Raw genomic sequence first — 21973 nt, forward strand, 5'->3', positions numbered from 1 at the left:
GGCGGTCCTCCGGTCCTGATATTCGAAGGAATTTAAAACAGCTTGCGCTTGCAGTCCGCAAGGTCCAGTGCCATCAGCGCGGCGGAGGGGTCCTTGACCTTGCTCATCATGATCATGGCCGCGATAACATAGGGTTTGAAGCTGGCCTGCTTGTAAAGAGGAACCAGATACCGGTCAAACACAGAGTTGTCCACCTCTCCCTCAGGGCAGGAAAGACCGGTGATGTCGGCGGGCAGGCAGTGCAGATACAGCGCCTTGCCGTCCTTGGTCTTCTTCATCATCTCTTCGGTGCAGGCCCAGTTCTTGTGCTGAGCATTCTGGGCCAGAAGCTGTTTTTCAAGCTGGTCGATGCCGGCGCTGTCGCCCGCCTGATAGAGTTTTGTCCGCTGCTCCATGGCGGCAAAGGGAGCCCAGGACTTGGGATAGACAATGTCCGCGCCCTGGAAGGCTTCGTCCATAGTGGAGACCTTCTTAAAAGAACCGCCGGTAGCCGCGGCGTTCTTCCGGGCAATCTCCTCCACCTCGGGCATCACGTCATATCCCTCAGGGTGGGCCAGAACCACATCCATGCCAAATCGGGTGAACAGGCCGATGACGCCTTGGGGAACGGAGAGGGGCTTTCCGTAGGAGGGAGAGTAGGCCCAGGTCATGGCAATCTTTTTGCCCTTGAGGTTCTCCACGCCGCCGAACTGGTGGATGACATGCAGCATATCGGCCATGCACTGGGTGGGATGGTCCACATCGCACTGAAGGTTTACCAGCGTAGGCTGCTGCTCCAGAATGCCGTCGCGGTAGCCATCGGCCACGGCATCCATAAAGGTCTTCTGATACTTGTGCCCCTCGCCGATGAACATATCGTCCCGGATGCCGATGACATCGGCCATGAAGGAGACCATGTTGGCCGTCTCGCGGACGGTCTCGCCGTGGGCGATCTGGGACTTTTTCTCATCCAGATCCTGCACGTTCAGGCCCAGCAAGTTGCAGGCGGAGGCAAAGGAGAAGCGTGTGCGGGTGGAATTGTCACGGAAGATGGAGATGCCGAGGCCGGAATCAAAGATGCGGGTGGACTTGTTCCGCTCCCGCAGATCCCGCAGGGCATCGGCCACGGTGAAGATGGCCTCCAGCTCCTCGTCGGTCTTGTCCCAGGTCCAGTAAAAGTCGTTTTTGTACATATTGTTGATGTGCAGATGCTCCAGATGCTTGGCAAGTTCGATGGTCTTAGACATATCCATGACTCCTTTTCAGGTTTATTTCTATTTTGCAAAAATGGCAGATGAGAAACTAAAAACCGAACTGAATGATTATTTAATGTCGTTGTTGGTCTTACCGCCGCGGTATTCGCATACGTCCTCGCTGCCCTTGCCCTTGTAGAGGGAGGGAACGGCGGCGTATACGGCGGCGCACTCCACCAGATCTTCCTTCCAGGTGACTTCATTGGGAGCGTGTGCCTGAGATTCCGCGCCGGGGCCAAAGCCCACGCATGGGATGCCGTACCGGCCCTGAATGGAGACGCCGTTGGTGGAGAAGGTCCACTTGTCGATCAGAGGTGCCTTGCGCTTTTCTGCGGCAACGGGAGCGGAGGGACGGCCCACGCGCTGTTCGCCGAACATGGCATGGTGGGCGTCTACCAGCGCCTGCACATGGGGGGCGGTCTCCTTATTGATCCAGGTGGGGAAGTAGCACTCGGTTTCATACTTGAGGCCGGTCCACGCGGGACGGTCGTACATGTACATGGTGACCTTCACGTCCTTGGCGTACTTCTTGACGGAAGGCAGGTTTTCAATTTCCTTGATGCAGGAGTCCCAGGTCTCGCCGGCGGTCATGCGGCGGTCCAGAGACACGGCGCAGCTGTCCGCCACGGCGCAGCGGCTGGGGGAGGTATAGAAAATCTGGGAGACGGTGACGGTGCCGCGGCCCAGGAACCTGGCGTCCTCATAGTGCTCGGGATTAAACTCCGGGTTCAGCATTTTCACAAGGCCCTTGACCTGGTTGGACGGGCCGTCGCCGCTTTCGTTCAGGGCGCGGACATCCTGAAGAATGTCGGCCATCTTGAAGATGGCGTTGTCACCCCGCTCCGGAGCGGACCCATGGCAGCTGACGCCGTGGACGTCCACGCGGATTTCCATGCGGCCGCGGTGACCGCGGTAGATGCCGCCGTCAGTGGGCTCGGTGGAGATGACGAACTCGGGTGTGATTTTGTCCTCGTTATGTATGTACTGCCAGCAAAGGCCGTCACAGTCCTCTTCCTGCACCGTACCGGTGACGAGAATGGTGACATCGTCGGGAATCAGCCCCTGCTCCTTCATGATCTTTGCCCCGTACACAGAAGAGACGATGCCGCCCTCCTGGTCGCTGCCCCCCCGGCCGCCGATTTCCGCGTCGGTCTCATAGCCCTCGTAAGGGTCGAATTTCCAGTTTTCCCGGTTGCCGATGCCCACGGTATCAATGTGGGCGTCATAGGCAATGATCTTTTCACCGTGGCCCATCCAACCCAGAACGTTTCCCTCGCCGTCGATCTCCACCTTGTCAAAGCCCACCTTTTCCATCTCGGCGGCAATGCGGCGGATGACGCCCTCTTCCTCGCAGCTCTCGCTTGGAATAGCGATCAGGTCCCGCAGAAATCTGGTCATATCGGCCTCGTAGCCTTTGGCGGCGGATTTGATTGCATCAAAATTCATTTTGCGACCTCCTAATAAAACTTATCATAAAAAAACACAACCCGGTCTGCGCTGTCCATTTTTTTCTATCCCCATCATAGCATAAGAAATACAGATGTCAAACAAAAAATAAGAAAACCTAAAAAATATTTTGAAAACCTGTTGATTTCTGCACAAATTATGGTATGATGAGACTATGAATACAGGGACTTTTGCCCCAAAAGGGCAGTTCCGGAGGAGGGATAGCGCACGGAAAGCGGAAAACTGGAAATGCTCAGGCAGATCGCCGCGGGAATTGCTTCGCAGTTCGGCAAGGACTGCGAGGTGGTGGTACACGACCTGAGCCGCCACCCTGACCACTGCATTGTCGCCATCGAGAATGGGCACGTCTCCGGTCGCAAGGTAGGGGACGGCGCGTCCTATGTGGTGCTGGACCAGCTCACACAGGCGGACGCTCAGCCGGAGGACCACCTCTGCTATCTGACCCGCACGCCGGACGGGAAAATCTTGAAGTCTTCTACGGTGTATATCCGGGGCGCACACAAAAAAGTAATTGCCATTCTTTCCATTAACTACGATGTATCAAAGCTGATGATGGTGGAAGACGCGGTGCGCTCTCTTACCAGCGTTCCCGGTCCCCAGACTGAGGAGCCGGAGAGAATTGTCAACATTAACGACCTGCTGGATGAGCTCATTTCGCAATCCGTCACGCTGGTGGGAAAGCCCGTGGCTCTGATGAACAAAGACGACAAGGTGAAGGCTATCCGCTTCCTCAACGAAAACGGCGCGTTCCTTGTCACCAAGTCCGGCGACAAGGTGGCAAAATATTTCGGCATCTCCAAGTACACCTTATATTCTTACATTGATGATTCAAAAACGGGAGGTAAAGAGTTATGATTGATTTAACCAAAAATTCAAAAGGACTGGCCCATAACATTGAAAAGGCAAAGGAAAACCACGTGGTGATCCCCACCATTGCCCAGATGCAGCATCCCGAGACCATCCCTGAAAAGATCCAGAGCAAGCTGAAGAACGTGGGACTGTGGGACGTAAATCCCCTGAACCTGTTCCGCATTACATGGAAGAATGAGGCGAAGGAGACCGGCGGACTGTTCCAGGCCGTCCCCAACTATGTGGAGCTGCCCTCCTCCCTCACCGGTGTGCCTTGCCGCATCGTCGCCATGGCCGGAAAGTGGTTCCCCACAGGTTGCCACAAGGTGGGCGCATCTTTCGGCTGCCTTGCCCCCCGGCTGGTCACCGGCCAGTTTGACGCCACCTATCACAAGGCCGTCTGGCCCTCCACCGGTAACTACTGCCGCGGCGGCGCGTTCAACTCCAAGCTTCTGGCCTGCGAGAGTGTGGCCATTCTCCCCGCCGAGATGAGCAAGGAGCGGTTCGACTGGCTCAAGACCATCGCGGGTGAGATCATCGCCACCCCGGGCTGCGAGTCCAACGTCAAGGAGATTTTCGACAAGACCTGGGAGCTGAAGCAGGACCCCCAGTACATGATCTTCAACCAGTTTGAGGAGATGGGCAACCCCCTGTGGCATTATAACGTCACCGGCAACGCCCTTGCCGACCTGTTCGAGGCCATCAAGCGTCCCGGCGACAGCTTCGCGGGCGCGTGCTTCACCTCCGGCTCCGCCGGGACCATGAGCGCGGGCGATCTGCTGAAGGAGAAATACCCCCACCTGAAGCTGGGCGTGGGCGAGGCGCTGCAATGCCCCACCATTCTGGAAAATGGTTTTGGCGGACACCGGATCGAGGGTATCGGCGACAAGCACATCCCCTGGATTCACAACGTCAAGAACACCGATATGGCCATCGCCATCGACGACGAGGACTCTCAGCGTCTGCTGCGCCTGTTCAACACGGAGGAGGGCCGGAAGTACCTGAAGGAGGAGCTGCATCTGGATGACGCGCTGATTGAACAGCTGACGTGGCTGGGCATCTCCGGCATCGCCAACGTCCTTTGCTGCATCAAGATGGCAAAATATTATGAGCTGACGGAACACGATGTGGTGGGGACTGTCCTCACCGACTCCGCCGTTATGTACGGCAGCCGTATCCAGGAGCTGAACGAGCGATACGGCGCCTATTCCGCGAAGGACGCCGCTGTGGACCACAACCTGCACATGCTGGGGCTGAAGACCGACAACCTGTTGGAACTGACCTACGCGGACCGCAAGCGCATCCACAACCTGAAGTATTATACCTGGGTGGAGCAGCAGGGCCGCACCGTACACGATCTGAACGCCTTGTGGTACGATACAGAGGATACATGGGACGCCGTCCATGCGCAGGCCGGCGAGCTGGATGAGCTCATCAACGAGTTCAACGACGCCACCGGTGTTCTGAAGACGCTGTAAATCCATAAAAACGCCTCAGGGCGGGGCCGAAAGCCCCGCCCTGAGTTTGTGGGAGAAGAACAATTATGAGATACCTGAAAAGCTGCGTCTTGGTCGTTGCGGCTGTTATTCTGCTCTTCCTGCTGAGTGCCTGCGGCGGCAAGCACAATCCGGAGCCGGAAGAAAGTGTCTCATCCGGAAATGAAAATACAGTGACTGAGGAAGAACTGGCGGAGGCAGGCTGCCGTCTGCTGGAGACGGAGACCTTGGGGCCCCTGCAATATGGGCAGACGGACGACGAGGTAAAATCTCTGCTGGGCGAGCCGGAGGAATGCACGGAACCGGAGATTTGGGCGGCGGATGGGCGCTTGCACGAGAGCTGGCTCTACAAGGGCGTGGATGTTCAATTGGCCGACGGAACATTGGAGCGTGTGACGGTGACAGCGCCCTTCACGCAGACCACGGAGGCAGGAATCGGAATCGGCAGCAGCGAATCGGAAGTTCAAAAAGCGTATGCGGGAATGATTGACCCAAATGCGACCACTGAGGAAACCATTGTTGCAGGAACTCTATTCGGAGGCTTGGTTTTTGTAATGACAGACGGTAGTGTGACAAGTATCACATTGGGAATCAGCGCGGAGTAATTTTGAGACCGTTTAAGGAGTGAAATTATGAAAAATGTGAAATACGGCAAGTGCGTCAGGTGCGGCAGGACCTATGAGGCCGTTCCGGATCTGACCACCTGCGAATGCGGCGGTATTCTGGACATTGTCTACGATTATGACTATATCAAGACTCAGCTGACCCGCGAAAAACTGGCTGCCCGGCGGGATATGACCATGTGGCGCTACCGGGAGCTGCTGCCCATCGAGGAGACCACGGAAAATACGCCCCTGCGGGTGGGAAACAGCCCGCTCTATGAGGAGCCGCGTCTTGCGGAGCTGCTGGGACTGAAGCAGCTCTGGGTCAAGGACGACGGTCAGAATCCCACCGCGTCCCTGAAAGACCGGGCTTCCGCCATGGCGGTAGCCAAGGCACGGGAGGCGGGGGCGAAGGTCATCGCCTGCTCCTCCACCGGGAACGCTGCCTCATCCCTGGCGGGCAACGCGGCGGCGGCGGGCCTGAAGACCTATATCTTTGTCCCGTCCCGCGCGCCCAAGGGGAAAGTGGCCCAGTTGATGACCTTTGGGGCCACCGTCATCTCCGTGGAGGGAAGCTACGAGGATACGTTTGAACTCTCCAAACAGGCCATCGACAAGTGGGGCTGGTACAATCGAAACGCCGCCATCAACCCCTATTTGTCCGAGGGAAAGAAGACGGTCTCTCTGGAGATCATGGAGCAGATGAACTGGCAGGTACCGGACTATCTGGCGATCTCTGTGGGTGACGGCTGCACCATCGCGGGCGTTTGGAAGGGCTTGAAGGACCTGTATGCCATCGGCTTTATCGACCGGCTTCCCCGGCTGATCTCCGCGCAGGCGGAGGGCTGCTGCCCCCTAAACCGCGCCATTGCGGAGAATCAGCCGTGGCGCACCATGGAGGAGAACACCCTTGCGGACTCCATCGCCGTGGGCGTGCCCCGGAACGCGGACAAGGCGCTGATGGCGATCAGGAAGTCCAACGGCATCGTGGTCAACGTCTCCGATCAGGAGATCATGTCGGCGCAGAAGCTGCTGGGCCGCACCTGCGGCGTGTTCGGTGAACCCGCGGGCGTCACCGGTACTGCGGGCGTAAAGAAGCTGTGCGAACAAGGCGTGCTGGGGAAGAACGACACCGTGGTGAGCGTGGTCACCGGCAACGGACTCAAGGATGTGGCCAACGCCATCAAGGCCTGCGGCGAGCCGATCACCATCCCCTCTGATATGGAGCGGCTGCTGAGGGCGTTTGCGGAAAAGGGAATTGTGGTGGAATGACCGGGACGGGCCTCCGCCTGAATTAGACATACGAGTGCGCACCGGGGGAGAGCTCCCGGTGCGCACTCGCTTTTGACGCCTTAAACGTGAGAACCCTATATTGACAGAAGGCTTGCAATGGATTAATATTATGCTATGCGATATATCGTGACGCGATATAAGAAGGAGGAGAGCCGATGGGAGCAGTCGGACCGATGACTGAGGCCATGTATTATATTCTGCTGACGCTGATGGTGCCCAGCCACGGCTATCAGCTTATGTCGGCGGTGACGCAGGCGTCCCGGGGCCGGGTACTGATGGGGCCGGGGACGCTGTACGGCGTGCTGACCCGGATGGAGACCGATCGATACATCGAGATCGTCAGCGACGACGGGCGGCGGAAGACCTACGCCATCACGGAGTCGGGCCGGGCGGCCCTGCGGGCGGAGACGGACCGGCTCCGGGCCATGCTAGACGATCAGGAGCGGTGGAGGGAGGACACAAGATGTTTGACCGAGTAGGGCGTGGGGCAGAGGACGAAGACCTCTGTGTCCGCAAATGGATGCTGGATGACATCTGCGATCTGGACCGCAACGAGAGCTGGTTTTCCGACATGGCGGAACAGGGCCTGTTCATCGACCACTTTGGCAGATGGTCTGCCTATTTCAAGCGGGAAACACCCCGCAGGACTCGCTACCGCATGGATGTGCTGTCCCGGGAGCTGACGGAGGACGAGTTGGCGCTGTATGACTCCTGCGGCTGGCATTTCGCGGCGCTGAAGGAAGAGACCTACTGGAGCCAGATGTACTTCTATGTTTTTCAAACCGATGAGAACGCCACTGTACCGGAGATGCACACCGACCCAATGGAACAGGGGGCATCCCTCCGAAAGCTTCACAGGGAGGGCTTCTGGGGCTTTTGGCTTTTTCTGGCCGCCGTACTCGGCTTTGAGGGGTGGATATGCCTATACTCCCATCGACGGTTCGACTATCTGGTGAACGGAAATCCTTCGCAAGTTTGGTTGTTGCTTTTTTATGGGGTGCAGGTTCTGAACTACCTGCGCCGCTGGCGGAACATTCGGCGTCTGCGAAAGCGCCTGGCGGGCGGGGAGCCGCTGGATCACCACGCGGACTACCGCGCCGCTCACCGCCGCTACGCATTAACGACTTATTGGCAGCTGCCGCTGTTGCTTCTTATGGCTGCCTTTTTAATTATGCAAACGGCTCATGAATACCGGGATGACGCTCACCCTCTGCCGGAGGGAGCGACGGACTTTCCTGCGGTGCGGCTGGAAGAGTTCTATGACGGTACATTGGGAGAAGGCGGGGTTTCGGGGGAGCTTTACCACGAATGGACGCCCATGGGCGCGGTGGTCGACGAAATCCAGGAGAAAGCCAACGATGCCCAGACCAATTCGATTCTGGAATTAAATACCGTGTGCTACCGGCTTCCCTTTGCGTGGATGGCGGACCTGGCGTTTGACGCGCTGACAGAAGAGGAGTGGCACTACGGCCTTTCGGAGGTCCATTGGGTAGGGGGGACCGCCCCGGTGGACACCGATATGGTGGATGAGGCATGGGCGGCGGCTCCCGGCGAAAAGAACAGGAATCATTTCACCCTTTTGGTCCGGGATGGGCGGTACATTGTAATAACGTTTTACCTGGACCGCACCTACGGCGACTTCGATGACCCAGAGGTGGCGGAAGCATTCCGGGACCGATGTACAGAGAAGATTCTCCCCCTGCTGGCGGTGCGATTGAAGGAGGATGTGAAAAAGCTGGCGGAGGAATACGCCGTGGAAGAGCAGGTCATTGACTATCCCCAAAATATGGTTGCGCTGCCCTCCGGGCCGAGGCGGAGCGGCTGCGCTCCATGCTGGACGATCAGGAGCGGTGGAGGGAGGACACAAGATGTTTGACCGAGTAGAGCATCGGGCAGAGGACGAAAACCTCTGTGTCCGCAAATGGATGCTGGATGACATCTGCGATCTGGACCGCAACGAGAGCTGGTTTTCCGACATGGCGGAACAGGGCCTGTTCATCGATCACTTCGGCTTTTGGTCTGCTTATTTCAGGAAGGGAATGCCCCACAAAACCCGCTACCGCATGGACGTGCTGTCCCGGAAACTGACGGAGGACGAGTTGTCGCTGTACGACTCCTGCGGCTGGCATTTCGCGGTGCTGGATCAGGAGACCTACTGGAATCCGGTGTACTACTACATTTTTCAGACCGACGAGAACGCCACCGTACCGGAGCTGCACACTGACCCTATGGAGCAGGCACAGTCCCTCCGAAAGCTCCACCGAGGAAGTCGGAGGGATTTCTGGCTTGTGCTGGCCGCCACTTTTATCATAGCTGGCCTTTCAGTGGTGAGTAGGCTATACTCCGACCGACGGTTCGACTATCTGGTGAACGGGAACGTCACGGATGCTTACTGGTTCCTTTTTTATGTATTGGAACTGCAGAACAGCCTACGCCGCTGGCGGAACATCCAGCGACTGCGAAAGCGGCTGGCGGGTGGAGAGCCGCTGGACCACCACGCGGATTACCATGCCGCACACCGCCGCTACTTGCTGACCGCTTATCTGAAACCGTTGCTATGTGCTGCGATGATGGCGGTCCTGCTGGCGCAGTTGATTTTCGCTTCGCTGGATTATGCAGCCCGCCCGCTTCCGGAGGGCGCGCCGGACTTTCCGGCGGTGCGTCTGGCGGAGGTTCACGACGGCTTGGATGGGCCAAACGCGGTCTGTGGAGAGAGTTACCATGAGTGGACATGGGCTGGCGCGGTAGAGGACAGATTGTATGAGTATGCGGATGACCCGGAGACCGGGATGCGGCTGGAGTGGTACACTACCTGCTACCGCTTGCCCTTTGCGAAGACGGCGGACCTTGCTTTTGACGCCCTGTTGGGGGAGCCTTGGTACCGGGGAATTTCGGATGCCTATTGGACAGCCGCTGCTACGCAGGTGGAGACCGATTTGGTGGACGAGGCGTGGGAGGTTGCCCCCGGCGCGGAAAACAGCTGGCAGTATGCCCTGTACGTCCGGGATGGGCGGTATATCGTAACGGTCAGCTATTATTCGGACCGCAGCACCGGACGGACCGGAGACGCAACGGTGACGGAGACGTTCCGGGACCGGTGTACAGAGAAGATTCTCCCCCTGCTGGCCCAGCGGCTGAACGGCTGACGGCTCCTGCGCGTTGCGTATGAGAGCAAACTGTGGTAGTATTTTATATTATGGATTTCGAGTTGGAGGATAAAAAACTATGCGCATCATGGCCATTGATTACGGCGACGCCCATACCGGCATTGCCATCTCCGACCCCACCGGCTTTATGGCCGGGACCACCACCGTCATCAACGCCTACCTCCCGGAGAAGGTGGCGGAGGGCGTGAAAAAGATGGCGGAGGAATACGCCGTGGAAGAACTGGTCCTTGGCTATCCCAAAAATATGGATGGATCGCTGGGGTCCCGGGCGGAGAAGGCGGAGTCCATGGCGGCGATTCTGCGAGAGAACGTGGGCCTTCCCGTCGTCCTCTGGGACGAACGGCGGACCACCATCGACGCCCACCGAATTTTGTTAAACAACGGACAAAACGCCAAAAAGAGGAAAAAGACCGTGGATGCCGTGGCGGCGGCGCTGATTTTAGAGGGATATCTCACATTTAAGAAAAATTCGTGAGAAAGCTTCAATATTCTTTGTAAAAAATCAAAAAATCTCTTGACGCTTACTCTTGTTTCTGTTAAAATCTTACTTACCTGTGAAAAAGGGCTTAATTGTCACGCGCGTTTTCGCTTTTCGCGCGGGACAGAGCCGCTTTGTAGGGCAGGGAGGCAGTCGGCTTCCCCGGCTCAAGCCGGACAGGAGGCCAATAATAAGGAGGTGCCGTTAGATGCGTGTAAAAGTGACCCTGAGATGCAACGAGTGCAAGCAGAGAAACTACAATACCATGAAGAACAAGAAGAATACCCCGGACAAGATTGAGCTGAACAAGTATTGCCCCTTCTGCAAGAAGCATACGCTCCACAGCGAAACCAAGTGATTTGGAACGAACGATAAGAAAGGGCGTGTAGGAATGGCAGAAGAAGCAAAGAAGAAAGACCGGACCCGTTGGTTCCGGGAAATGAAAAGCGAATTGAAGAAGATTGTCTGGAGCGACCGCAAGACCGTGGTCAAGGATACGGGTACCGTGCTGCTGTGCTCCCTGCTCATCGGCGTGTGTATCTGGGTCTTCGATTATGTTCTGGTCAACGGCGTCCAGCTGCTCATCAATTTCCTGAGCTAAGGGGCGAGTGATGACAGAGAGCGCGAAATGGTATGTGATCCATACCTATTCCGGCTATGAAAACGCAGTCAAGACCAGCATTGAAAAGTTTGTGACCGGCCGCAACATGGAGGACATGATTCTCAGAATCGAGATCCCTCTGGAGACGGTCACGGAGATCACCGACTCCGGCGCTTCCAAGGACGTGGAGCGGAAGGTGTTTCCCGGTTATGTGCTGATCAAAATGGTCATGACGGACGATACGTGGCATCTGGTGCGGAACATACGCGGCGTGACCGGGTTTGTAGGCGAAGCCAGCAACAAGCCCATTCCTCTGACGGAGGAAGAGGTCCTGACCATGGGTATGGAGAAGCATGAGATCGAAGTAAAGTATGCTGTGGGCAACCATGTAAAGATCGTGGACGGCCCCCTGTCCAGCTTTACCGGTATCGTGGAAGAGATTGAACCCGAGAAAAACCGCGTCTCCGTTATGGTCTCCATGTTCGGGCGGGAAACCCCCGTGGAACTGGAGTTGGACCAGCTGGAGCTCATGGACTGAGAGACCGGACAAGCGTCCGGTACAAGTGGGAGGGACTGAAATCGTCCCGCCAAAGGAGGCCGTATGGCCGCCACCACATTTTAAACAGGAGGTGCTACTAAAGTGGCACAGAAAATTACCGGTTATGTAAAACTGCAGATCCCCGCGGGTAAAGCAACTCCCGCCCCCCCTGTCGGCCCCGCTCTGGGCCAGCACGGTGTCAACATTGCCGCATTTACCAAGGAGTTCAATGAGCGCACCAAGAACGACATGGGTATGATTATCCCCGTTGTTATCACGGTGTACGCAGACCGCTCCTTCTCCTTCATCACCAAGACGCCCCCGGCGGCAGTCCTGATTAAGAAGGAATGCAACATTGAAACGGCCTCCGGCGTGCCGAACAAGACCAAGGTGGCAACCATCTCTAAGGCGTCCATTCAGAAGATCGCTGAGATCAAGATGCGCGACCTGAACGCCGCCAATCTGGAAAGCGCTATGAGCATGATCGCCGGCACCGCCCGTTCCATGGGCGTCGTGGTGGGCGACTGATCCACCCGTCACCGTTTGCGCGGCGCGAATGCCGCATACAGTGGGAGGATAGATTCCGAAGAACCACTATGAGGAGGAAATAACATTGTTTAGAGGCAAGAAGTATACCGACAGCGCAAAGCTGATCGATAAGAGCACTTTTTATGAAGCGACGGAGGGCATGAATCTGGTCTGCAAGTGTGCTACCGCCAAGTTCGACGAGACTGTCGAGCTGCATGTGAAGCTGGGCGTGGATTCCCGGCACGCCGACCAGCAGGTCCGCGGTGCCATCGTCCTGCCCCACGGCACCGGCAAGACCGTCCGCGTGCTGGTCTTTGCTAAGGGCGACAAGGCCGACGCCGCCAAAGAGGCCGGTGCGGATTATGTGGGCGATATGGACATGGTGGAAAAGATCCAGAAGGAAAACTGGTTCGCTTTCGACGTGGTTGTTGCGAGCCCCGATATGATGGGCGTTGTTGGCCGTCTCGGTAAGGTGCTGGGCCCCAAGGGCCTGATGCCTTCCCCCAAGGCCGGCACTGTCACGCCCGACGTTGCCAAGGCTGTCAAGGAAGTCAAGGCCGGTAAGATTGAGTACCGCCTCGATAAGACCAACATCATTCACTGCCCCATCGGCAAGGCATCTTTCGGCCCCGAGAAGCTGATGGAGAACTATAACGCCATCATGGGCGCCATCGTTAAGGCGAAGCCCGCCTCTGCCAAGGGCCAGTATATCCGCAGCTGCGTGGTGGCTTCCACCATGGGTCCCGGCGTGAAGATGAACTCTGCCAAGTTGGTCTAAGACCGAAAATCAATATCTGACCGTAAATTTGCCTCTTGACAAATTGCGACGGTTTGATATAATAAAACATGCGTTCCAAAGACAGCAGGTGGGGGGATGACCCCGGAAATCCTGCCGAGGGGGGCTTTTTACGAAGCTATTCCGTCTCTGTGTCTTTGTGGCACAGGGACGGTTTCCTTTTTTGAACGCACCTCGGGACCATCCGTCCGCCGGTGAGAACCGGCGGACGGGGACATCCCACAAAAAACTCTGGAGGTGAAACAAGAATGCCTAACGCAAAAGTCTTGAGTGCAAAGCAGGCGATCGTTGCGGAGCTGACCGAAAAAGTTCGGAAGGCCACCGCCGGCGTCATCGTGGACTACAAGGGTATCACCGTCGAGGAGGATACCGCCCTGCGTAAGGAGTGCCGCGAAAACGGCGTGGATTACGCGGTGGTTAAGAACACCATGCTCCGTTTCGCGTTCAACAACGTCGGACTGAGCGAGCTGGACGGTCTGCTGAACGGCACTACTTCTCTGGCCCTGTCCGATGATGTTGTGGCTCCCGCCCGCATCATGAACACCTGCGCCAAGAAGATGGAGAACAAGTTCGAAATCAAAGGCGGCTTCATGGACGGCAAGGTAGTGGATCTCGCTACCATCAAGTCCCTGGCGTCCATCCCCGCGCTGCCCATCCTGCAGGCGCAGGTTCTGGGTACCATGCTGGCTCCCATCACGGGTCTGGCCGTGGTCCTGAAGCAGATCGCGGAAAAGGGCGGCGAAGCCGCTCCTGCCGCAGAGGCTGCTCCCGCCGCCGAATAAGCGGCAATCCGTTTCAAAACTAATAACTTTTATTTAGGAGGCTACTACTATGTCTGAGAAAGTTACCGCTATGATCGAAGAGATCAAGGGCCTGACCGTTCTGGAGCTGAGCGAGCTGGTACATGCTCTGGAGGAAGAGTTTGGTGTTTCCGCTGCCGCTATGGCTGCTCCCGCCGCTGCGGCCGCTCCCGCTGCCGAAGAAAAGACCTCTTTTGACGTGGTCCTGACCGGCTTTGACGCCGCCGCCAAGATCAAGGTCATCAAGGCTGTCCGCGAGATCACCGAGCAGGGTCTGGCTGAAGCCAAGGCTACTGTCGAGGGTACCCCTTCCACTCTGAAGGAGGGCGTGTCCAAGGACGACGCCGAGGCCATGAAGGCGAAGCTGGAAGAAGTCGGCGCTAAGGTCGAGCTGAAGTAAGCTCCGTCCTAGCTGCTGCCTATCCGCATAAATTCGATAAAAAGGGCCCGGGGTATCAATTACCCCGGGCCTTTTTTGCCTTTAAGAGATCACGTTAGGAACTCCATTTGCCGGAAGAAAAATTATATCCGGAGCAGACGAGGTGATAGGCACTGCTCAGCGGTAGGATTCAATTAGCTCCTTGAACAGGGGAAGACTCCGCTGGATGGTGTCGTAAGACACGCAGGTGCAAAGGCGAAAATACTCCGGGCAGCCGAAATCATCTCCCGGAACAACCAGCACGTTTTTTTCCTTTGCGCGGTCAGAAAACGCCTTGGAACTGCCGCCGGGAGCCTTGACGAACATGTAGAATGCTCCGTTGGCTCGGGGACAGGTGTATCCGAAGCCGGTCAGAGCCTCGTAAAGTGCCTTTCGGTTCTTGTCATAGGCCGCAAGATCAGGCCGTCCCGCCGCACAGCGAGCCACGACCCGCTGCTGGAGAGAGGGAGGGCAGACATGGCCAAGAACACGGGCGGCGCCTGCCACAGCGGCATACAGCTCTTCACTTTCTGTGGCGCTGTCGGGTATGCAGACATAGCCAATGCGCTCACCGGGCAGCGAAAGGGACTTGGAATAGGAGTAGCAAACCACGGTGCTGGGGTAGATATTGGGAACCCAGCTAACCACTGCGCCGTCATATACCAACTCTCGATAAGGCTCATCGGAAATCAGATAGATGGTGTGGCCTACCTCACGGCTCTTCTCCGTCAGGAGCTTTGCCAATTTTTCAAGCGTCTCTTTTGTGTAGACCACGCCGGAGGGGTTGTTGGGGGAGTTAATAAGGACTGCCTGCGTGTGTTCATTGATGAGGGAGGACATTTCGTCAAGGCGGATCTGGAAGTGCTCCATATCCGGCGGCGTCACTATATACTTGACCCCGTTGCTCTCCAGAAAGGGACGATACTCGGCAAAGAAAGGAGCCACGCCCACGATCTCCGCGTCTTCCACGGCCAGCGCCCGTACCACGGCGATCAGCGCCGGGGCCGCGCCACAGGTGAAGAACAGGTTCTCCGGGCGAATGTGAGCGTCATATCGGGCATTCAGGTCGTCTGCCACGGCTTTTCGCACACCGGGATAACCGGCGGCGGAGGTGTAGCCGTGTACGTCCAAACTGTTCTCCGAGCGCACGATTTCCAAAAACGACTCATTCACCAGCGGGGGGGAGGGAATGGAGGGATTGCCGATGGAAAAGTCGAAGACGTTTTCTTTCCCTACGATAGATGCCTGCTTCATGCCGTATTCAAACAGCTCCCGGATGCAGGAGCGGGATTGGCCCAGGGCCAGCATTTGCTGAGAAATCATAAGTGAATTCCTTCCCGCCGCCGCATTGCGCGGCGGCCTGAGTCTGTGATTTTGCGGAAAAATATAATAAGGTCATCATAGCACTTTTTTCATGAGAAGGAAACCGTTTTCTTTTTAATCTGACAAAAAACCGGCGTTGGCGAGCCGTCAACGCCGGTTTATACCTACTGGGGAAGGAAATCGGGGATCAGTTCTCAGCGTTATCCCGAAGGACGAAGCCGTTGACCAATGTCTTCAAGGCCTGAGCTTGGGCGGATAGCTCCTCGCTGGCAGCAGCGCTTTCCTCTGCGGTGGCGGAGTTGTTCTGCACCACCGCAGCAATCTGATCGATGCCGGTGGTGATCTGCTCAGCGGAGGCGGCCTGCTCATCGGAGGCCTGAGCAATATTGCGAATCTTCTGACTGACCTCGTTGGTGTGCTGTACGACCGCCCCCATGGACCCTGCGGTGGTATTGGCGATCTGCGTACCGGCTTTGATGGCAGCCACGGCGTTTTCAATCAAAGCGGTGGTGCTCTTCGCCGCCTCGGCGGATTTGCCGGCAAGATTACGAACCTCGTCCGCCACCACGGCGAAGCCCCTTCCGGCGGAACCGGCCCGGGCGGCCTCCACCGCTGCATTCAGGGCCAGAATGTTGGTCTGGAATGCAATGTCGTCGATAGTTTTGATGATCTTTCCGATTTCTCCGGAAGTGTTTCCGATATCCTGCATGGCGGACATCATTTCCTTCATGTGTGCGTTGCTCTCAACCATGCAGGCCTTGGTTTCCTCGGAAATGACATTGGCTGCGTCGGCCTCCCGTGCGTTTTGCTGGATCTTGGCAGACAGCTCTCCAATTGCGGCGGACAGCTCCTCAATGGAACTGGCCTGCTCCGTTGCGCCCTGAGAGAGGGCCTGCGAACCGCTGGCCACCTGGTCGGAGCCGCTGGCCACTTCGCTGGAGGCCTGTCTGATATGGAGCAGGGTCTGGTTCATGGTCATCTGAATGGCAATGAGCGCGTCCTTAACTTTTGAGAATTCCCCTGTGTAGTCATAAGTCAAATCAAACTCCAGATTCCCATTGGAGAGCTTAGCGAGGACGTCGGTGATCTCATTGATATAGTTGATGTAAGATTTCAACCGCTCTACCGTGGTTTTGAGGGAGGCGGCCAGATCGCCGATTTCATCCCGGCTGGTGACCGTGACGTCCACGTTCAAATCGCCCTGGGCAATCTGGTCGGCGGCGCGATGCAGATGTTTCAGAGGACGCACCAGCCGGCGGCTAAACAGAATAGAAACGGCGACGATGATCGCGGTCAAAATCAACATCAGAACGATGTTGGAGAAGATCATCTGCATGGTGCTGGCATACGCGGCGTCCCGGTTCTGAATGGTCACGACGGCCCAGCCGCTGGAGTTGCCCGGCAGCGAAATGGGCGCGTAAGCGTAAATCGCGTTTTCGTCAGACTGCTCCTGTACGCCGCTGTTACCGGAGAGCGCTGCGGCGGTAAGAGATTTCAGAACGGGGGACAGGTCAACCGGCTCCTGTGTTTCCTTCCCGTCGGATACCTCCGTCCTGGTGCCGTCCACATAGTTGTACATTTCGGCCACCTGCTGGGAGTCGGGGTGGGCCACCACAACGCCTTCTCCGTCCAGAATCACGGAATAGGAATCCGGGGTATTGTAGGTATCCACAATTGACTGCAGCTTCTCCAGACTCAGATCGGCGCCCAGCACACCCGCCACGCGGCTGGACGAACCCACGGGATAGACGGGATAAATCACGGAGGTGACGGGGGTGTTGGTGTTGATATCGAGGTAGGACTTGGTGATAAAGGGATGCGGAGCGGACATGACCTGCTTGAACCACCAGCGGTCCGACCGGTTTCCCAGCTCGCCGGAGCTCCTTGCGGTCTGAATCCCGTCGATTCCCTGCTGATAGAACAGAATAAAATAGGGGTTGTTCTGAATGGTAGCCACCAGCGCTTTGCGCTGGGTGTCCGGGTAAAGGGAGCGAATATCCCCGCCGTATGCCAGACTTTCCGTGACGGCAAAGGCCTTATCCATGTAGTCCGAAACCTGTGCCACAACGCTGGAAGTCTTGTCCTCCAAAGACTTGTAGGTGGACGCGCGGCCGGAGGAGATGGTAATGGTGCCGCTGATAATATTGGAGATGAGCAGCGAACCGACACAGGCCAGAACAGCCAGAAGGACAATACGGCTTTGGATGCTTGTCCGGAGGCCTCCCTCCCTGTGCTTTTCCCCTTGAGTGGTTTTTTTTCTCTCTTTCACAATTGCATCCTCCTTGAAAAGTTTTCTAACTATGAAAACGCTCAAAAACAGAGGGGCAGCCAACGCTTCTGTCCCCCTGCAAAGGACATGAGGCCGCCATGTTTACAGACCACATCTGGGCAGCAAACAGGTGACCTCATAAATTGTATCATACATTGCCAAAATATTGCAAGTATGAAATGAAATTTTTGTTTCATTTTTATAAGTTTTGTCTATCTGGGAGTACGCAATACGCGGACATCTGCCCGAGTCAGGACTTTGAATCGGGAGAGGCTACCGACTCGGCGGCGAATTCCTCTCTCGCCTGTTGGAGGATTTTCCGCTCGGCCTTTGTGGTGAGCTGCGCTTCGTCAAACTCCGCGAACAGGTCCGGTCGCCGGGCCATGGTGCGTTTATAGCTCTCCTTTTTCCGCCAGGCCGCCACCTTGGCGTGGTCGCCGGAGACCAGAATGGGGGGCACCTCCCGCCCGTGCCACTCCGCGGGGCGGGAATACTGAGGATATTCCAAAAGACCGTTCCAGTGGGATTCCTCCGTGAAGCATTCCTCGTCCGGAAGGACGCCGGGTACCAGGCGGCACACCGCGTCGCACACCGCCATGGCGGGAATTTCTCCGCCGGTGAGGACAAAGTCTCCCATGGAGAGTTCTTCGTCCACGCACTCGTCCAAAAACCGCTGGTCCACGCCCTCATAGTGGCCGCAGATCAGAATCAGGTGGTCGTACCGCGCCCGCAGCTCTTTCGCTACCGCCTGGGTAAATACCCGCCCGCAGGGGGACATATAGATGGTCCTGCCAGGACCGAAGGACTGCACCACGTGGTCCCAGCAGCGGTACAGCGGGTCCGCCTGCATCACCGCACCCCGTCCACCGCCATAGGGGTAGTCGTCCACCTGCATCTGCTTGTTGGTGGTGTACTCCCGAATCTGATGGGACTGGATGACGATGTGGCCCCGCTCTTGGGCGCGGCCCAGAATGCTGACGTTCAGCATGGCGTCCACTGACTCGGGGAACAGTGTCAGAATGTCAATTCTCATCCGTTTCCATTCCTTTCAGCATGTGAACCAGCATCACATTGGCGTCCAAATCCGCAGAGATGATAAAGACCTCCGGCACGGCGGGAATGAGATAGGTCTTTTCACCCTTGACGGTATAGACCTTACTGGCGGGATAGTCCTCCACCTGGGTCAGCTTGCCAACTATTTCACCGGTGTCGGCATTTTTCACATCCATACCCAGTAGCTCATCGTCAAAGGGGACCGCGCTGCCTGTGTCGTCTCGGCAGATGAAGACGGGCCGCTCCTTGTAGGAAAGAGCGGCGTTCATGTCATCCACACCGGGAAATTTCAGCAGCACAAAGCTCTTGTGGACGTGGTTGGCGGTGGGGGTGACGGGTGTTTTGTCCTTGCCGAGAAAAAAGGTCTTAAAGCCGGTCAGATAGGCCGGGTCAAAACCGTTGGGCAACAGCCGCACCTCGCCGCGGATACCGTGGGCGTTAACAATACGGCCGACCTGGATAAATTCCAATTTCATAAAAAGAGACTCCTTTTTGCTTTGGCTGTTGTGTGATTTAGTATAGCCTATTTCGGACCAATGAGCAAGGGGGATGAGCGCGAGGGTTTCGTCGGCGGGAAAAGAAGAGAAAAGAGGGAGGATGCTCACGCATCCTCCCTCACCATTTGTCAGTCCACGATATCTACGGAAACCTTGACGCCGGTACGCTGGGCATAGGAGCGCACGACTGTGCGAATCTCCTTTGCAATGCGACCCTGACGGCCAATGACCTTACCCATGTCGTCGGGGGCGACGCGCAGCTCCAACGTCAGTTCCTGCTCGCCGGGGATTTCCGTGACAGTGACGGCGTCAGGATCATCCACGAGGTTTCTGGCGATATAGAGCAGCAAGTCCTTCATGATGTGCCCTCCGGCTTAGAGGACTTCCACTTTTTTAAGCAGAGCCCGCACCGTATCGGTGGGCTGGGCGCCGGACTTGATCCAAGCCTGGGCGCGCTCCGTGTCGATCTTGATTTCAGCGGGGGAGACGCAGGGATTGTACGTGCCGATCTCCTCAATGAAACGACCGTCGCGGGGCGCGCGGGAGTCTGCCACCACGAGACGATAGAAGGGAGCCTTTTTTGCGCCCAAACGACGCAGCCTGATCTTAACCATAAATGTATACCTCCAAAAAATAATGTTCTTTTATCTATAAATGCGCCCGCACTTATATATGATTAGAGAGAAGCTACTTTTTTTTCCGCTTCTTCTTGCCCGGACCGTGACCCATCCCGCCAAAGCCGGTGAAATGGCCGCGGGAAACCTGCTTTGTCAGCTGCTGCATCATCTCAAACTGCTTCAAAAGACGGTTGATCTCCACCACCGCGCAGCCGCTGCCGGCGGCGATGCGCCGTTTGCGGCTGGCGTTCAGAAGGTTGGGGTCCTCCCGCTCCCGGGGCGTCATGGACAGGATAATGGCCTCCGTATGAGAAAGGGCCTTTTCATCAATGGCGGCGTTTTGAAGCTTGTCGCCTATCCCTGGAAGCATTCCGGCAATCTGGCTCAGATCGCCCATGCCCCGGAGCTGCTGAAGCTGATCGTAGTAATCCTCCAGCGTGAAGCGGTTTTTCCGCAGCTTCTCTTCTAGCTTTGCTGCCTGCTTTTCATCGTAGGAGGACTGGGCCTTTTCAATCAGTGTCAGCATATCGCCCATGCCCAAGATGCGGGAGGCCATGCGGTCCGGGTGGAACGGCTCGATCATGTCCAGCTTTTCGCCGGTTCCTGCGAATTTGATGGGTTTTCCGGTGACGGCCCGAATCGAGAGAGCCGCGCCGCCCCTGGCGTCGCCGTCCAGCTTGGTGAGCATCACGCCGTCGATCCCCAGCGCCCCGTCAAAGGCGGAGGCGGCATTCACCGCGTCCTGGCCGGTCATGGCGTCCACCACCAGCAGAATATCATTGGGTCGGACGGCGGCTTTCATCCTCCGCAGCTCGTCCATCAGAGCCTCATCCACATGGAGCCGTCCGGCGGTATCCAAAAGCACCAAGTCGTTGCCGTGATCTCTGGCGTGTTTCAGAGCGTTTTCCGCGATCTTGACAGGGTCGCCCTGCCCTTCATCGTATACGGGAAGGCCCAGCTGCCCGCCCACGACCTTTAACTGCTCCACGGCGGCGGGACGGTACACGTCGCAGGCCACCAGCAGCGGCCGTTTGCCATACTGCTTGCGCAGGTATCCCGCCAGCTTCGCGCCGTTGGTGGTCTTGCCTGCGCCCTGAAGCCCCACGAGCATGATGACGGTGGGCCCATTGTTGGCCATAATGAGCTTGGAGTCCGTGCCGCCCATCAGGCTCGTCAACTCCTCGCTGACGATCTTGACGACCTGCTGCGCGGGGGTCAGACTGTCCAACACGTCGCTGCCCACAGCTCGCTCCGTGACTTTGGCAACAAAGTCTTTGACCACCTTGTAGCCCACGTCCGCCTCCAGCAGAGCCAGACGAACCTCCCGCATGGCCTCTTTCACGTCGCTTTCCGACAGGCGGCCCTTGCCCCGCAGCTTTTTAAAGGCGGCATTCAGTTTTTCGGTGAGTCCTTCAAATGCCATCGGTTACTACTCCCTGAGCGCGGCGGCCTCCGCCGCGATGTTGTCCGCCAGCTCCGTGAGACGTGTGTTCTCAAACTGGTGGTGATTCAGCGATTTAATTTCATTGGTAGCCGAGACGATGCCGTCCACATGGGCGCGCATCTGTTCAAACCGGCGGATGAGGCAGGTCTTGTCCTCTATCTCCTGCATGATGGCCTCTGCCCGGACAATCACGTCCCGCACGCCCTGACGGGAGATCCCTGCGTTCTCTGCGATTTCCGACAGGGAGAGGTCATCATTATAATAGTAGTCGAAGAATTCCTTCTGCCGGTCAGTGAGAAGCTCCCCATAAAAATCGTAGAGCATGGTCATGCGGTAGGTCTGATTTTTCAAAGCAAACTCCCCCTCACCAAATACTTGTAAAGTTAATTAGCTTTACAACGGTATTAAGTTTACAGGAATTTATGCGAAAAGTCAAGGGAAAAGAGAAGAATATTTCGGGGATTCCAGAAAAAATAGGCGGAACTGTTAAAGGCGGCTGAAATTG

25 protein-coding genes and 1 other annotated feature are annotated in these 21973 nt (G+C 56.8%); of the genes, 15 read left to right on the forward strand and 10 right to left on the reverse strand.

The annotated features are described in order from the left end of the window. Positions 1 to 32: 32 nt before the first annotated feature. Complete coding sequence (gene ygeW, locus ABWQ15_RS11345) at positions 33 to 1226, reverse strand: knotted carbamoyltransferase YgeW (RefSeq protein WP_353908888.1); 1194 nt, start codon at positions 1224 to 1226, stop codon at positions 33 to 35. Positions 1227 to 1301: 75 nt separating this feature from the next. Beyond that, on the reverse strand, positions 1302 to 2678 hold the full coding sequence (locus ABWQ15_RS11350; protein ID WP_353908889.1) for a YgeY family selenium metabolism-linked hydrolase: 1377 nt from the start codon (positions 2676 to 2678) through the stop codon (positions 1302 to 1304). A 249-nt stretch (positions 2679 to 2927) separates the two neighbouring features. Between ABWQ15_RS11350 and ABWQ15_RS11355 the strand changes: the two genes are divergently transcribed. From ABWQ15_RS11355 to rplL, 15 genes are all read left to right on the forward strand, one after another. Beyond that, positions 2928 to 3554, forward strand: coding sequence for a helix-turn-helix transcriptional regulator (locus tag ABWQ15_RS11355; protein ID WP_353908890.1), 627 nt, complete (start codon positions 2928 to 2930; stop codon positions 3552 to 3554). Next, positions 3551 to 5026: a pyridoxal-5-phosphate-dependent protein subunit beta gene (locus tag ABWQ15_RS11360; RefSeq protein WP_353908891.1), complete on the forward strand. Its 1476-nt coding sequence runs from the start codon at positions 3551 to 3553 to the stop codon at positions 5024 to 5026. The genes ABWQ15_RS11355 and ABWQ15_RS11360 overlap by 4 nt, the downstream gene beginning before the upstream one ends. A 65-nt stretch (positions 5027 to 5091) precedes the next feature. Then, positions 5092 to 5649, forward strand: a complete 558-nt coding sequence (locus ABWQ15_RS11365; protein WP_353908892.1) for a hypothetical protein — start codon at positions 5092 to 5094, stop codon at positions 5647 to 5649. Between the two features lie 27 nt (positions 5650 to 5676). Continuing rightward, positions 5677 to 6918, forward strand: a complete 1242-nt coding sequence (locus ABWQ15_RS11370) for a threonine synthase (RefSeq protein WP_353908893.1) — start codon at positions 5677 to 5679, stop codon at positions 6916 to 6918. Between the two features lie 176 nt (positions 6919 to 7094). Next, the gene (locus ABWQ15_RS11375; RefSeq protein ID WP_353908894.1) at positions 7095 to 7418 is read left to right on the forward strand and encodes a PadR family transcriptional regulator; all 324 of its coding nucleotides are present in this window, start codon (positions 7095 to 7097) and stop codon (positions 7416 to 7418) included. Further along, a complete protein-coding gene (locus tag ABWQ15_RS11380; protein ID WP_353908895.1) occupies positions 7403 to 8815 on the forward strand; it encodes a DUF2812 domain-containing protein in 1413 nt (470 codons plus the stop codon). Before ABWQ15_RS11375 ends, ABWQ15_RS11380 begins: the two co-directional genes overlap by 16 nt. After that, positions 8808 to 10085 (forward strand): DUF2812 domain-containing protein, encoded by a 1278-nt coding sequence (locus ABWQ15_RS11385; RefSeq protein WP_353908896.1) that lies wholly within the window; start codon positions 8808 to 8810, stop codon positions 10083 to 10085. Before ABWQ15_RS11380 ends, ABWQ15_RS11385 begins: the two co-directional genes overlap by 8 nt. A gap of 79 nt (positions 10086 to 10164) precedes the next feature. Then, positions 10165 to 10581, forward strand: coding sequence for a Holliday junction resolvase RuvX (gene ruvX, locus ABWQ15_RS11390; protein WP_353908897.1), 417 nt, complete (start codon positions 10165 to 10167; stop codon positions 10579 to 10581). 211 nt (positions 10582 to 10792) lie between these two features. After that, positions 10793 to 10942 (forward strand): 50S ribosomal protein L33, encoded by a 150-nt coding sequence (gene rpmG / locus ABWQ15_RS11395; RefSeq protein ID WP_014118663.1) that lies wholly within the window; start codon positions 10793 to 10795, stop codon positions 10940 to 10942. Positions 10943 to 10975: 33 nt separating this feature from the next. Then, the gene (gene secE / locus ABWQ15_RS11400; protein ID WP_353908898.1) at positions 10976 to 11185 is read left to right on the forward strand and encodes a preprotein translocase subunit SecE; all 210 of its coding nucleotides are present in this window, start codon (positions 10976 to 10978) and stop codon (positions 11183 to 11185) included. 10 nt (positions 11186 to 11195) lie between these two features. Then, entirely contained in the window at positions 11196 to 11723 is a 528-nt protein-coding gene (gene nusG / locus ABWQ15_RS11405) for a transcription termination/antitermination protein NusG (RefSeq protein WP_353908899.1), read from the forward strand. 102 nt (positions 11724 to 11825) lie between these two features. Then, positions 11826 to 12251 (forward strand): 50S ribosomal protein L11, encoded by a 426-nt coding sequence (rplK, locus tag ABWQ15_RS11410; RefSeq protein ID WP_353908900.1) that lies wholly within the window; start codon positions 11826 to 11828, stop codon positions 12249 to 12251. Positions 12252 to 12336: 85 nt separating this feature from the next. Continuing rightward, positions 12337 to 13029, forward strand: coding sequence for a 50S ribosomal protein L1 (rplA, locus tag ABWQ15_RS11415; protein ID WP_353908901.1), 693 nt, complete (start codon positions 12337 to 12339; stop codon positions 13027 to 13029). 57 nt (positions 13030 to 13086) lie between these two features. Next, positions 13087 to 13216: a sequence feature (ribosomal protein L10 leader region), on the forward strand. A gap of 79 nt (positions 13217 to 13295) precedes the next feature. Next, positions 13296 to 13829 (forward strand): 50S ribosomal protein L10, encoded by a 534-nt coding sequence (gene rplJ / locus ABWQ15_RS11420; protein WP_353908902.1) that lies wholly within the window; start codon positions 13296 to 13298, stop codon positions 13827 to 13829. Between the two features lie 49 nt (positions 13830 to 13878). Further along, entirely contained in the window at positions 13879 to 14247 is a 369-nt protein-coding gene (rplL, locus tag ABWQ15_RS11425; protein WP_353908903.1) for a 50S ribosomal protein L7/L12, read from the forward strand. Positions 14248 to 14403: 156 nt separating this feature from the next. On the opposite strand, the gene ABWQ15_RS11430 is transcribed toward rplL, so the two are convergent. The 8 genes from ABWQ15_RS11430 to ylxM all read right to left on the reverse strand — a co-directional run bounded on the left by ABWQ15_RS11430 (position 14404) and on the right by ylxM (position 21819). After that, positions 14404 to 15588 (reverse strand): pyridoxal phosphate-dependent aminotransferase, encoded by a 1185-nt coding sequence (locus ABWQ15_RS11430; RefSeq protein ID WP_353908904.1) that lies wholly within the window; start codon positions 15586 to 15588, stop codon positions 14404 to 14406. A gap of 187 nt (positions 15589 to 15775) precedes the next feature. After that, positions 15776 to 17857 carry a methyl-accepting chemotaxis protein gene (locus ABWQ15_RS11435; RefSeq protein ID WP_353908905.1) on the reverse strand — a complete coding sequence of 694 codons (2082 nt, stop codon included), beginning with the start codon at positions 17855 to 17857 and terminating at the stop codon, positions 15776 to 15778. 250 nt (positions 17858 to 18107) lie between these two features. After that, entirely contained in the window at positions 18108 to 18890 is a 783-nt protein-coding gene (gene trmD / locus ABWQ15_RS11440; RefSeq protein ID WP_353908906.1) for a tRNA (guanosine(37)-N1)-methyltransferase TrmD, read from the reverse strand. Continuing rightward, a complete protein-coding gene (rimM, locus tag ABWQ15_RS11445; RefSeq protein WP_353908907.1) occupies positions 18880 to 19386 on the reverse strand; it encodes a ribosome maturation factor RimM in 507 nt (168 codons plus the stop codon). The genes trmD and rimM overlap by 11 nt, the downstream gene beginning before the upstream one ends. 149 nt (positions 19387 to 19535) lie before the next feature. Beyond that, a complete protein-coding gene (locus ABWQ15_RS11450; protein ID WP_353908908.1) occupies positions 19536 to 19766 on the reverse strand; it encodes a KH domain-containing protein in 231 nt (76 codons plus the stop codon). Between the two features lie 15 nt (positions 19767 to 19781). Further along, complete coding sequence (rpsP, locus tag ABWQ15_RS11455; protein ID WP_353908909.1) at positions 19782 to 20021, reverse strand: 30S ribosomal protein S16; 240 nt, start codon at positions 20019 to 20021, stop codon at positions 19782 to 19784. Positions 20022 to 20094: 73 nt separating this feature from the next. After that, positions 20095 to 21447, reverse strand: coding sequence for a signal recognition particle protein (ffh, locus tag ABWQ15_RS11460; protein ID WP_353908910.1), 1353 nt, complete (start codon positions 21445 to 21447; stop codon positions 20095 to 20097). A 6-nt stretch (positions 21448 to 21453) separates the two neighbouring features. Then, on the reverse strand, positions 21454 to 21819 hold the full coding sequence (ylxM, locus tag ABWQ15_RS11465; protein ID WP_353908911.1) for a YlxM family DNA-binding protein: 366 nt from the start codon (positions 21817 to 21819) through the stop codon (positions 21454 to 21456). Positions 21820 to 21973: the final 154 nt, after the last annotated feature.

Origin of the sequence: Oscillibacter sp., from assembly GCF_040505565.1 — a bacterium.
In the GTDB taxonomy this organism is placed as follows: Bacteria; Bacillota; Clostridia; order Oscillospirales; family Oscillospiraceae; genus Oscillibacter.